The organism is Streptomyces spinosus (genome assembly GCF_020400655.1).
GTDB classification, from domain to species: Bacteria; Actinomycetota; Actinomycetes; order Streptomycetales; family Streptomycetaceae; genus Streptomyces; species Streptomyces argyrophylli.
The window spans coordinates 49,946-61,895 of record NZ_JAINRC010000025.1; the positions used below are offsets into that span (position 1 = coordinate 49,946).

At 72.9% G+C, this 11,950-nt stretch carries 10 protein-coding genes; 4 read left to right on the forward strand and 6 right to left on the reverse strand.

Features of this window, described 5'->3' with window-relative positions:
• Positions 1–85: 85 nt before the first annotated feature.
• The 3 genes from pepN (at position 86) to LG395_RS36030 (ending at position 4,851) form a co-directional block, all read left to right on the forward strand.
• Complete coding sequence (gene pepN / locus LG395_RS36020) at positions 86–2,665, forward strand: aminopeptidase N (protein WP_225813121.1); 2,580 nt, start codon at positions 86–88, stop codon at positions 2,663–2,665.
• Positions 2,666–2,872: 207 nt separating this feature from the next.
• Entirely contained in the window at positions 2,873–3,934 is a 1,062-nt protein-coding gene (locus LG395_RS36025; protein WP_171156312.1) for a hypothetical protein, read from the forward strand.
• 107 nt (positions 3,935–4,041) lie between these two features.
• Complete coding sequence (locus LG395_RS36030; protein WP_225813123.1) at positions 4,042–4,851, forward strand: SGNH/GDSL hydrolase family protein; 810 nt, start codon at positions 4,042–4,044, stop codon at positions 4,849–4,851.
• Positions 4,852–4,855: 4 nt separating this feature from the next.
• On the opposite strand, the gene LG395_RS36035 is transcribed toward LG395_RS36030, so the two are convergent.
• From LG395_RS36035 to LG395_RS36060, 6 genes are all read right to left on the reverse strand, one after another.
• On the reverse strand, positions 4,856–6,040 hold the full coding sequence (locus tag LG395_RS36035) for a glycosyltransferase (RefSeq protein ID WP_225813199.1): 1,185 nt from the start codon (positions 6,038–6,040) through the stop codon (positions 4,856–4,858).
• Positions 6,041–6,181: 141 nt separating this feature from the next.
• The gene (locus LG395_RS36040) at positions 6,182–7,309 is read right to left on the reverse strand and encodes a serine hydrolase domain-containing protein (RefSeq protein ID WP_225813124.1); all 1,128 of its coding nucleotides are present in this window, start codon (positions 7,307–7,309) and stop codon (positions 6,182–6,184) included.
• Positions 7,310–7,404: 95 nt separating this feature from the next.
• Positions 7,405–9,156, reverse strand: coding sequence for a TIGR03767 family metallophosphoesterase (locus LG395_RS36045; protein WP_225813125.1), 1,752 nt, complete (start codon positions 9,154–9,156; stop codon positions 7,405–7,407).
• Between the two features lie 199 nt (positions 9,157–9,355).
• Positions 9,356–9,820 carry an NUDIX hydrolase gene (locus tag LG395_RS36050; RefSeq protein WP_225813200.1) on the reverse strand — a complete coding sequence of 155 codons (465 nt, stop codon included), beginning with the start codon at positions 9,818–9,820 and terminating at the stop codon, positions 9,356–9,358.
• Between the two features lie 27 nt (positions 9,821–9,847).
• Entirely contained in the window at positions 9,848–10,741 is an 894-nt protein-coding gene (locus LG395_RS36055; RefSeq protein WP_225813126.1) for a pyridoxamine 5'-phosphate oxidase family protein, read from the reverse strand.
• 2 nt (positions 10,742–10,743) lie between these two features.
• On the reverse strand, positions 10,744–11,190 hold the full coding sequence (locus tag LG395_RS36060) for a VOC family protein (RefSeq protein ID WP_225813134.1): 447 nt from the start codon (positions 11,188–11,190) through the stop codon (positions 10,744–10,746).
• Between the two features lie 123 nt (positions 11,191–11,313).
• Here LG395_RS36060 and LG395_RS36065 point away from each other — a divergent pair, with 123 nt between their 5' ends.
• A complete protein-coding gene (locus tag LG395_RS36065; protein ID WP_225813136.1) occupies positions 11,314–11,856 on the forward strand; it encodes a CGNR zinc finger domain-containing protein in 543 nt (180 codons plus the stop codon).
• Positions 11,857–11,950 lie beyond the last annotated feature (94 nt).

Here is an 11,950-nt window from a genome sequence, read left to right on the forward strand (position 1 = left end):
CATTCCCCGTCACCGCTGTCAGGAGCACATGGCAGGATCGGTGCTGTTCGGCCGCCATACACGCGATCACGAGGGAGTGCCGTCCGTGCCCGGTGAGAATCTGTCCCGCGACGAGGCCCGGGAGCGGGCCGCCCTGCTGTCCGTCGACGGCTACGAGGTGTCCCTGGACCTGCGGTCCGCCGTCGGCGAGGCGGGCGGCGAGCCGCGCACGTTCCGCTCGGTGACCACCATCCGCTTCCGCTGCAACGAGCCGGGGGCGTCCAGCTTCGCCGACCTGGTCGCGCCGGGCGTGACGTCCGTGTCGCTCAACGGGCGGGACCTGGACCCGGGCGAGGTGTTCGACGGCTCCCGGATCCTGCTGGAGGACCTGGCCGCGGAGAACGAGCTGGTGGTGGACGCCCAGTGCGCCTACTCCCGCACCGGCGAGGGCCTGCACCGCTTCGTCGACCCCGAGGACGGCGAGGTGTACCTGTACACGCAGTACGAGCCGGCCGACGCCCGCCGGGTGTTCGCGAACTTCGAGCAGCCGGACCTGAAGGCGCCGTACCGCTTCGAGGTGCGGGCGCCGGAGGGCTGGACGGTGTGGAGCAACGGCGCAGGTGAACTCGCCGACGGGGTCTGGCGGTTCGCGGAGACGAAGCCGATCTCGACGTACATCACGTGCGTGGTGGCGGGCCCGTACCACTACGTGACGGACTCCTACACCCGGACCTTCGAGGACGGCACGAAGCTGGAGATCCCGCTCGGCGCGATGTGCCGCAAGGGCCTGGCGCCGCACTTCGACGCGGACGACGTGTTCCTGGTGACCAAGCAGGGCCTGGACTTCTTCCACGACCACTTCGACTACCCGTACCCGTTCGGGAAGTACGACCAGGCGTTCGTGCCGGAGTACAACCTGGGCGCGATGGAGAACCCGGGCCTGGTGACCTTCCGCGAGGAGTACATCTTCCGCGGCAAGGTGACGCAGGCGTCGTACGAGGCGCGGGCCAACGTCATCCTGCACGAGATGGCGCACATGTGGTTCGGCGACCTGGTCACCATGGAGTGGTGGGACGACCTGTGGCTGAAGGAGTCCTTCGCGGACTTCATGGGCACGTTCGCCAACGTGGGCGCGACCCGCTTCAAGGACGCGTGGACCACCTTCGCCAACCGCCGCAAGGCCTGGGCGTACCGCGCCGACCAGCTGCCGTCCACGCACCCGATCACGGCGGACATCCGCGACCTGGAGGACGCCAAGCTGAACTTCGACGGCATCACCTACGCCAAGGGCGCCTCGGTGCTCAAGCAGCTGGTGGCGTACGTCGGCCAGGACGCGTTCCTGGAGGGCTCCCGGCGCTACTTCAAGCGGAACGCCTACGGCAACACGCGCCTCGGCGACCTGCTGTCGGTGCTCGCGGAGACCAGCGGCCGGGACATGACGGCGTGGGCGGCCTCGTGGCTCCAGACGGCCGGGGTCAACACGCTGACCCCGCAGGTGCTGCTGGACACCGAGGGCGGCCGGATCGCCGAGCTGGCGATCCTCCAGGAGGCCCCGGAGTCGCACCCGGAGCTGCGCCCGCACCGGATCGCGGTGGGCCTGTACCGGCGTACGCCCGGGGGCACGCTGGAGCGGTACGCGCGCGTGGAGACGGACGTGCACGAGCCGCGCACCGTCGTGGCGGAGCTGGCGGGCACCGAGGCGCCGGAGCTGGTGCTCGTCAACGACGACGACCTGACCTACTGCAAGGTCCGGTTCGACGAGACCTCGCTGACGACGCTGCGGACGCACCTGGGCGCGCTCACCGATCCGCTGGCCCGCGCGCTGTGCTGGTCGGCGCTGTGGAACCTGACCCGGGACGCCCTGCTGCCGGCGCGGGACTTCATCGAACTGGTGCTGCGCTTCGCGGGCCGCGAGTCCGACATCGGGGTGCTCCAGATGCTGCACGCCTGGGCGAACGCCGCGCTGACCCACTACGCGGCGCCGGAGTGGCGGGAGACCGGCGGGGAGCTGCTGGCCGAGGGGGCGCTGCGGGAGCTGCGGGAGGCGGAGCCGGGCAGCGAGCACCAGCTCGCGTGGGCGCGGTTCTTCGCGTCGGTGGCGTCCGCCGAGCCGGACCTGAGGCTGCTGACGGACCTGCTGGACGGCACGGTCGAGATCGAGGGGCTGGAGGTGGACCAGGAGCTGCGCTGGGCGTTCCTGGAGCCGCTGGCCGCGCACGGGGCGGCGGACGAGTCGGTGCTGGCGGCGGAGCTGGCCCGGGACGACACGGCGTCCGGCAAGCGGCACCAGGTGCGCTGTCTGGCCGCGCGGCCCTCGGCGTCGGTCAAGGCGCAGGCGTGGGCGCAGGTGGTGGAGTCCGACGCGCTGTCGAACGCGCTGGTGGAGGCGACCATCTCGGGCTTCCAGCAGCCCTCGCAGCGGGAGCTGACGGCACCGTACGCGCAGCTGTACTTCGCGGCGGTCGAGCGGGTGTGGCGGGAGCGGTCGATCCAGATCGGCATGGACGTGGTGCGGGGTCTGTTCCCGGCGTACCAGGACCGGCCGGAGACGCTGGACGCGACGGACGCGTGGCTGGAGGCGCACCGGGACGCGGCGCCGGCGCTGCGCCGGCTGGTGCTGGAGGCGCGCGACGACCTGGCGCGGGCGCTGCGCGCGCAGGAGTGCGACGCCGCGGCCGGCCGGTGAGCATTGGCCTGAGCCTGCCCGGCCGGTGACCGTTACGAAATTCGGGCAAACACAGCCGTAACCCCTGGTCCACACCCGATCGGACCAGGGGTTTTGCTTCCCTACTCGGCATCCGAACACCTGACCTTTAGTCCCGTCTTGTCCGCATTTCTCGACGGGCGTGTAACAGCGGTTACAGCCCGCACCGGGCGCGGGAATGCCGAGGCCATGACCCACAACACCCCGCTCTCCCCCCGCCCCCTGCGTCACCTCTCCGACGTCCACCGCCGCGTCCTGACGGCCGCCCAGCTGCGCGCCCACGGCGTGCCGACGGCCGAGCAGACCGAGCAGTGCCGGCCCGGCGGCCCCTGGCGGGAGCTCCTCCCGCACGTGATCCTGCTGCACCCCGGCCCGCCCACCGGCGAGGAGCGGCTGCACGGGGCCCTGCTGTACGCGGCCCGCGCGACGGAGCCGGGCGTCCCGGTCCAGCCGACGGCCGGGAGCCCGCACCGGCCGCAGTACCAGGAGGCGGTGCTCACCGGACTGGCGGCGCTGACCCTGCACGGCTTCTCGTCCACCCCGGCGCTGACCGCCCTGGACCACGTGGACGTCCTGGTCCCGCGCCAGCGCCGGCTGCGCTCCGCGCGCTACGTCCGCGTCCTGCGCACCTCCGACCTGCCCGTCCCGCAGACGGTGACCGGTCTGCCGGTGGCGCCGGTGCCCCGGGCGCTGGCGGACGCGGTGGCGGAGCTGACGGACGCGGAGGCGGTACGGCGGCTGCTGACCGAGGCGGTGCGCGGCGGTCACTGCGAACCCGCGGCGGTCGTCCGGGAGCTGACCCTCGCCAAGCTGCTGAACCGCCCGCACGTGGTGGACGCCGTGGACGCGCTGCTCGCGGAGGGCCGCTCGATCGCCGAGGACCGCCTGTACCGGATGGTCCGCGAGTACGGCCTGCCCGACCCGGTCTGGAACGTGGACCTGCGCCTGCCCGGCGGCCCGCACCTGGGCGGCCTGGACGCCTACTGGCCGGGCCAGGCCGTCGCCGTCGAACTCGACACCCGCGCGCCCCGGCAGGGCCGTCGCCAGGGCCAGGGGCAGGAGGACGACGCGCTGTGGTCCGAGTACGCCCGCAAGCGCGAGCACCTCGAACGCCTCGGCATCACGGTCGTGTACATCACGCCGAGGAAGCTGCGGGACTCCCTGGAGCAGCAGGCCGCAGTGGTGCGGACGGCGCTGATGGCGTCCGGGGACCGGGACCCGGCGGCGTACGTCGTGGTGCTGCCCCGCTAGCGGGGGCCGCCCGCTCCTCCAGTTTTCCTGCGCCGTACGGGTGAGGCGTCACCGCAACGGACGAGCAGGGCGGGCGGGGCGGGGGCGGGCCACGGTAGAGGAGAGTCATGAGACACCCCCGAATAGCGGCAGGCGCGTGCTCCCTCCTCCTCGCGGCCGCGTGCGCGTTCGCCGACCCCGCGACGGCACAGGTGGCGCCGCGCACCGTGACCGGTGGCTACGTGGCCCTCGGCGACTCCTACTCCTCCGGTGCCGGAGCCGGCGACTACCTGGACTCCGGCAAGGAGTGCAAGCGCAGCAGCCGGGCCTTTCCCGTGCTGTGGGCCGAGGCCCACGCGCCGGCCTCCTTCACCTTCGCCGCGTGCAACGGCGCCGGCGCCGACGACGTCCTGGCCGACCAGCTCGGCCACCTCAGCCCCCGCACCGGGCTGGTCACGCTCACCGTCGGCGGCAGCGACACCGGCTTCGTCTCCGTCATCGCGAAGTGCGCGCTGGGCGGTACGGACGGGTGCCTGTCCGCCGTCTCCCGGGCCCGCACCACGATGGACGGGTCCCTCGCGAGCAGCCTCGACCGGCTCTACTCGGCCATCCGGGACCGGGCCCCCGCCGCCCGGGTCGTGGTGCTCGGCTACCCGCACCTGTACCACCTCCAGGGCGCCTGCGCGCTGGGCCTGCCGGACGGCGAACGCGCCACGCTGAACGACGCCGTGGACCACCTCAACGCCGTGATCGCCCGGCGCGCCACCGCCCACGGGTTCGTCTTCGCCGACGTCACCGCCGCCTTCGCCGGGCACGAGATCTGCTCGTCGCGGCCGTGGCTGCACGGGGTCGACGTGCTGGCGATCACCGAGTCCTACCACCCGACGGCACCGGGACAGTCCCTCGGCTACCTCCCGGTGCTCAGCCGGGTGTCGTGACCCGCTACAGCGGCTCGGGCAGCCGCGAGGCCGCCGTGTGCACGCCGTCGAGCAGGGCCGCGTACGCCGCGATCATGCGCGTGCGGCTGAAGCGTTCGCGGCTCGCCAACAGCGCCGGGGCCAGTGCGGCGCGGTCGGCGACCGCCGCCGACCAGGCCGACGCGATGGCCTCGGGGTCCTGCGGGGTCACGAACCCGTGGCCCCGGACGATCCGCGCGCTGTCGCCCACGTCCGTGGTGACCGGGACCGCGCCGCACATCATGCCCTCGATCAGGCACAGCGGCGCCGCCTCCCCGGAGGCGGAGGTGAGGGCGACGACGTCGGAGGCGGCGTACACGGTCTCCATGTCCCGGCGCACGCCGAGCAGCCGCACCCGCTGCGCGAGGTGCCGGTCCGTGCCGAACGCGACCTCGAGGTCGGCCCACAGCGCCGGGTTGGTGTCCGTCATGCCCGCACCGCACATCAGGACGTGCCCCTCGGGCTCGCGGGCGAGCCAGGCGCGGGCGGCGCGCAGGAACAGCGGGACGTTCTTCATCGCGGCGTAGCGGGCCGCGAAGACGGTCACCGGTGCCGGGGCCGGGATGTCCAGGGCGGCGCGGAACGCCGTCCGGGCGGCCGGGTCCGGGCGGAAGCGGAGCAGGTCCACCCCGTTGGGGATGACGTGCAGCAGCTCGCGCGGGATGCCGGCCGCCGCGTAGGCGTCCCGCGTGGACTCGGCGCAGCACACGCAGGCCACCACGGTGCCGTCGGCGATCGCGGCCCTCAGCTCGGCCAGCGCCGGACCCTGGTTCTCCGGGTCGGAGCGGTGCAGGCAGACCACGACCGGGCGGCGGGGCAGCCCGGCCTGGTTCAGCAGCGCCAGCGGCTGCTCCTTCAGCGACAGGATCACGTCCGCCGCGGCCATGGACCGCGCGGTTTCGGCCAGCTCGGGCCCGCTGAAAACGTTCGCCGCGACCGTGCCGTCCACCAGCCCCGCGGAACGCCCGAGCGAGGTGACGCCGACCCCGCCCGCGGTCAGGGCCCGGTAGCAGGCGTCGTCCTCCATGCGCTGCCGGGTGGCCTCGCGGTGGACCTCGCCGTGGATGCTGAGTACCTGGTGGGACTGGCCGCCCTCGGCCAGTCCCAGAACGACGTCGGAGTGCACGATCCGGGCCCCTCCGGAGAAGAAGCCCTCGTAGACCGACAGCACACGCAGTCCGTGCCTCGCGCGCACACGACCACCCGCCTTGCACATGAATCGAGCCATCCCCGTGAACAGCGGGTTAGCCGATATGAGGCGGTACGGACATGGCGGGCGCGTTAACGCGGAGCTACGCGGACGAAACGTTGGCTAACAGAACTCCTTCTCCAGCACGTCCACCGTGTCCCCGGCCCAGTCCCCGTTGAAGTTGACCGCCAGGGAGTGCCGGCCGTCCGCCGTCGACGCCGCCTCGGACACCGAGCCGTGGATGCCGCCGTCGTGGCCCCAGACACGGACGCCGCAGCTCAGCCGGGTGTTCATGAGGCCGAGTCCGTACCGGACGTGCGGGGCGTCGGCCTGCGTGGCCACGGTGGTCTCCATCTCCGTCAGCTGCCGGGCCGGGAGCAGCTCGCCGCCGAGCAGGGCGCCGTAGAAGCGGGACAGGTCGGCGGAGTCCGAGATCATCTCTCCGGCGGAGGAGGCCATGGACGGGTTGAGGTCCGTGACGTCGTACGCCGGGCCGCCGGGAACCTGGAAGGTCGAGTACGCCCTGCTGCTCGGCCGCGGCAGGGTGACCCGGGTGCCGGGCACGGAGGTCGCCCGCAGGCGCAGCGGGCCGATGATCCGGCGGTCGATCTCGGTGGCGTACGACCGGCCCGTCACCTTCTCGATCACCATCCCGGCGAGGACGTAGTTGGTGTTGGAGTACCGCCAGGAGGTGCCCGGCTCGAAGTCCGGCGCGTGCCGCACGGCGAGGTCCACCAGGTACCGGGGGGTGAGGGTGTCGTAGCGGTGCCGGAAGAAGCCGTCCTTGGTGAAGTAGGCGGCGGCGAAGCCGGGGTCGGCGAGGTAGTCGTGGATGCCGCTGGTGTGGTTCAGCAGCTGCCGGACGGTGATCCGGCGGCCGTCGTTGCCGTGGCCGCTGACCACGCCGGGCAGCCACCGGTCCACCGGGTCGTCGAGCGAGAGACGGTCCTCCGCCTCCAGCTGGAGCAGGACGGTGGCGACGAAGGTCTTGGTGATTGTGGCGACGCGGAAGCGGTCGGCGGGCGAGCGCGGCTCGTCCGTGCGGGTGTCGCCCACGCCCGCGGTGGCGGACCAGACGCCGTGGCCGTCCCGCGCGGTGACGGTCGCGCCGGGGGCGCCGGCCTCGACCGCCGCCTCGACGGCCTCGCGGGTGCGTTCGTGCGGTGCGGGGCCGGCCGCGGCGGCCGGTCCCGCGAGGGCCGCCGCGAGGAGCAGGGCGGTGCCGCCCACCAGAGCTGTGCGTGCGCGCATGTCTTCCCCAACCTGTGGTGTGCCGGTGCGGTCGGGGGGAGGGACCCGCGGACGTTGTGCGAAGGTTGCCCCGGTGTACACCGGTTGAGTGAATATCAGCCCTTCTTCAGCACCAGCTCGGTGTTCCGGTCGGCCGCCTTGCCCCCGAACGTCTTGCTGGCGCCGGGGGCGTTGAAGGACAGCTCGCGGTAGAGGGCGGCGAGGCCGGTCTGCGAGAGGTCCGCGAAGTCGGTGCGGTGCGGGGCCGCGGACTCGATGAGGGTGGTGAAGACGGAGAGCGTGCCGTCCTTGTTGTCGGCCAGCTCGATGACGCGGGCGAGCTGGGGGTGGTCGATGTGCGAGGCGGTGGAGATCTCCCAGAAGGAGCGGCCGCCGGAGGCCGCGTGCGGGGTGATGATGTTCTTGTGGACGTGGCCGTTCACCCAGGCGAGCACGTTGCGGTGCCGCGAGAGGAGGGCCACCAGTTCCTCGCCGGTGTGCCGGCGCTCGCCGGGGCGGGCCGGGTCGGGGCGGGTGTTGGTCATGGTCTTGCTGGTGTGGTGGCTGAAGACCACGGCGTAGGAGTCCTTGTTGTCCTTCAGGGTCCTGTCCAGCCAGTTGAGCTGGGCGGTGCCGAGGGAGCCCTCGAAGTGGCCGCCGGCGTCGTTGGTGTCGAGGCTGATCCCGATGACGTCGTCGGAGACGCGGAAGGAGTAGTACTGGGTCCCGGCGTCGAGGTTCGCGGAGGAGTAACCGTGCCCGACCGGGCCGACGCCCTGGTGGGCGGGGTCGAGGTGGGCCTTGAGGTAGTCGGCGGGTGTGTACGGCGCCCGCTTCTCGTCGGGGGTGACGGAGCGCATGGCGCGCGCGTGCGCCTTGAGGAAGTCCCGGTAGCCGGCGCCCCGCGGGTCCCGGGCGTTCTTGTTGGTGTCCCGGAACTTCCTCGCCTCGGCGGCGGTGACGGTCATCAGCTTCCTGCCGCCGATGGCGGCCTCGGCCAGGTAGGGGTCGCCGTGGGAGCCGTAGACACCGAGCTGGAGCATGTCGTGGTTGCCGACGGTGGAGTACCAGGGCAGCTTCAGGCCGGGGCTGCGCACCTCGCGGATCGCCGCGGCCAGGAACCCGTCCAGGTGCGGGAAGCCGAGCGCCTTGTCGTTGTCGCGGAGGGCGGAGCCGGGCTGCCAGTACAGCTTCAGGCCGCTGTTCTGCACGCCTTCGTAGTGCGCCGGGTCGCCGGAGTTCGGGGTGAAGCGGCCACCGCTCATCACCTTCATGTACCACTCGAGCTCGCACAGGGCGTTGTTGTCGGTGTTGTCGCCGGTGGTCATGACGAAGTGGAGCGGGGCGCCGGTGACGGGCCCGCCGCGCAGCGCGTTGACCCGTTCGACGAAGGCGATGGCACCCTGCACGGTCAGCGCCTCCTGCGGGCGCCAGGCGTGCGGGTCCGCGGCGCGCACGAACTCGGCGCGCAGGGGGTGCTGCACATCCGTCAGGTGCATGTCAGTAAACTGCACGAACGCGGCGAGGGTTTGGCGGCGGCCCGCGCGGCCGGCCTTGGGGGCGGCCAGTTCGTCGCGTACGACCCGCTTCCAGCCGGGGCCGTCGCCGAGCCGGCGGTAGCCGGAGCTGTTCCGGGGGGCGGCGACGGAGGCGAGTGTCGTGCCCTTGGTGTAGGGGGCGAGCGGGGCGGCGGCGGAGGCCCGTCCGCCGTGGGCGACGGGCTCCTCGGCGGCGGCGACGGCCTCGCCGCCGGCCGGGCGCAGGGCGTAGCCGACGCCCGCGGAGAGCGAGACCGCTCCTGCGGCGGCGAGGACGGTGCGGCGGTTGACCCCCGCGGCGGAGGTGGCGACAGAGCGTATGCGCGACATGCGCGGTCTCCCCGGGTGCGAACGCGTCGGCAGTGGTCGCGGGCCGTCACGGACGCGAACGCCCCGCTCACCGTGGATCGTTGGCACCGGGGATGACCTGCGCGTGAACGCGGCGGCAACGCGCGGCGCCAATCACCGTACGTGGATCACGGGTTACCGGGCGCGGTCACGGAGCGGATCGCCGGTGGACCGGGACCGGTCACTCCTCGTTCAACTGCCGGGGTAGGGCCACGTCCTCCAGGTGTCCGTGCGGCGGCTGCTCACGCCACAGCCGCAGCGCGGTGTCGACCAGCCGCACCCGGGTCAGCCCGGGTACGGCGTCGAGGTCCTGCCAGGCGGCGAAGTCGGTGGAACCGCCCACCTCGTGGCGGAGTTCACCGCCGACGACCTCACCCGTGTAGAGGATCCGCACCCCGTGGTGGTCGGTGCGGCGGCGCGGGAACCCGCCGGGGAGGACGCGGCGGGCGGAATCGACGCCGAGGAGACCGGTCACCTCGATGCGGTAGCCGGTCTCCTCGCCGACCTCGCGGCGGACGGTGTCGTAAGGGTCCTCGCCGTGCTCCATGCCGCCGCCGGGCAGTACCCACTCGGGCGTGCCGTCCGGCGCCGGCGAACGGGCGAGCAGGAGCTGTCCGTCGCGGACGCACACGGCGTAGGCCGCCACCCTCAGTTTCCGTCGCATGGACGGACGTTAGCGCGCGGTGTCCGGGTTGGCGGGCGAATACTCCGGCGCGGACCAGCGCAGGGGCAGGGCGGCCGGGGTGCACACGGCCTCGGTGAGCGTGAAGCGGACGGTACGGGCGCCGTCCGGGGCGAACTCGGTGCGGGCCTCGCCGGTGAGCTGGAGGGTGGTGCCCGTCTCCCAGTCCAGGAAGAGCAGACCGGCGCGGGGGTCGGTGCGCAGGTTGCCCAGGCTGAGGAACATGGCGTTGCCGGGGTAGTCGGGCCAGGTCAGCTCGCGCGGGGACGTGACCTCGACGAAGCCGGGGTTGCCGCCGCGGTGGCTGGCGTCGGCGCCGGCCCCGTGCACGGTGGCGAGGAAGAAGGTGTCGGCGGACCGGATGAAGCCGGCCTCCCCGTCGCCGAGTTCGGTCAGGTGGCGGGGGGTGCCGGGGGTGCGGTCGACCGTTTCGTACGACTCCCTTCGCTGGATGTGCCTGGGGCAGTTGGAGAAGACCTGGTCCGCCTCCACGGTGAATCCGGTCGCCGTGGAGTGAAGGCGGCCGTTCAGGCGCATCCGGCGGCGGGTTCTCGGGTCCAGGGCGATGGTGCCGACGCGCGGTGGGCCGTCGTCCGGCTGCGGGTCCGTCGTGGTGCTCCGCACCCACCCGGCGGTGTCCGCGTCGACGGCTATCCGCCTCGGGCCCGTCGCCCGTACGAAACCCGGCGCTCCCGTGAGTGCCGAGGCCCACACCCGTCCCGTCCCCGGGTCCGCCGCGCCCACGACCAGCAGGGGCTGCTGCTCCAGGAAGGCCGCCGCGACCGGCTTGATGTCCTGGCCGAGGGAGCGGCCGACGTGGTCGGCCCGGTCGCGGACGCCGGTCTGGTCCTGCAGGGCCCTGGAGCCCGCGTGAAACACGCCCATGTCTAGAAGAAACCGCAGGTCGAGGCGGAGGCGTGCGGGGCGGGGGCCTCTTCGGCGCCGTGCGGGACGGAGATCTCCAGGCGGGTGCCGTCCGGGTCGTGGAAGAAGATCCCGCCGGAGGACGCGCCTTCCCGGTGGGCGACCACGCCGTCGTGGGCGAACTCCACCCCGGCGGCCCTGAGCGCCGTCTCGTACTCCCGGACCCGGTCCATGGTCTCGGCGGTGAAGGCCAGGTGGTGCAGTCCGGCCCGGCCGCGGTCGTACGACCCCCGCGCCTGCTGCCAGAGGGTGAGGAGGAGCTGGTCGCCGCCGTCGCCGAGGAACGCGTAGCGCCGGTCGTCCTCCTTGCCCTCGGCCAGCACGGTGAGGCCGAGGACGTCCCGGTAGAAGGCGAGCGAGCGGTCGAGGTCGGTGACGTTCAGGCCGGTGTGGCCGGTGCTCAAGCTCATGACTCTTCCCTTCGGCGTGCCCTCACGGGCATCTCTAACCTTCGTTCATCACGTTAGGAGGTTAGACTCGGCCGAGTCAACCGCTCACGTACGCTTGACCGGTTAGCCGAGGAGGAGTGCCCGATGCCCAGCGCCCGCGACCCCCGCCCGCTCACCGGAGAGCCGCTCGCGCTCGACCTGCTCAACACCCGGTGGAACAGCGACGGCGTCATCCAGGACCTGCTCGCCGACACCGGGGGTCTCGCGGTCTGGCTCGCGGGCAACGGGCTGGCCGGAACCCACCCGGCCGACGCGGCCGTGCTGCGCCATCTGCGCACGGCACGCGAGGCGGTCAAGGCGGCCGTGGACGGGTCACCGCGGCGGGCGGCTCCGCTCGTGGACGCCGTACTGGAGCACGGCCGCATCCGGGCCCGGCTCACCGCCGCCGGTCCGGCCGAGGAGCCCGAGTTCGCGGACCCCGCCTGGGGCCCGGCCTGGCTGGCCGCCCGGAACTACCTGGACCTGCTCACCCGCGCCCCCGAGCGGATCCGCACCTGCGCCGGCGGCGGCTGCGTCCTGTACTTCTTCGACACGTCCCGCAACGGCACCCGCCGCTGGTGCTCGATGGCCGCGTGCGGAAACCGGGCCAAGGCCTCCCGGCATTACGCCCGTTCGAAGGAGGGTTGAGCGAAATCCGGACGATACCGGCCGACTTCGCTCATATCCCATCGCGGGTTTTCCCCATACCTTGATTTCGATTCGGTCAACGGACCCCAAAATC

Coding starts and splice junctions, on each gene's coding strand:
- LG395_RS36025 (WP_171156312.1), top strand. CDS start 2,873: ATGACCCACAACACCCCGCTCTCCCCCCGCCCCCTGCGTCACCTCTCC.
- LG395_RS36030 (WP_225813123.1), top strand. CDS start 4,042: ATGAGACACCCCCGAATAGCGGCAGGCGCGTGCTCCCTCCTCCTCGCG.
- LG395_RS36040 (WP_225813124.1), bottom strand. CDS start 7,309: ATGCGCGCACGCACAGCTCTGGTGGGCGGCACCGCCCTGCTCCTCGCG.
- LG395_RS36045 (WP_225813125.1), bottom strand. CDS start 9,156: ATGTCGCGCATACGCTCTGTCGCCACCTCCGCCGCGGGGGTCAACCGC.
- LG395_RS36055 (WP_225813126.1), bottom strand. CDS start 10,741: ATGGGCGTGTTTCACGCGGGCTCCAGGGCCCTGCAGGACCAGACCGGC.
- LG395_RS36060 (WP_225813134.1), bottom strand. CDS start 11,190: ATGAGCTTGAGCACCGGCCACACCGGCCTGAACGTCACCGACCTCGAC.
- LG395_RS36065 (WP_225813136.1), top strand. CDS start 11,314: ATGCCCAGCGCCCGCGACCCCCGCCCGCTCACCGGAGAGCCGCTCGCG.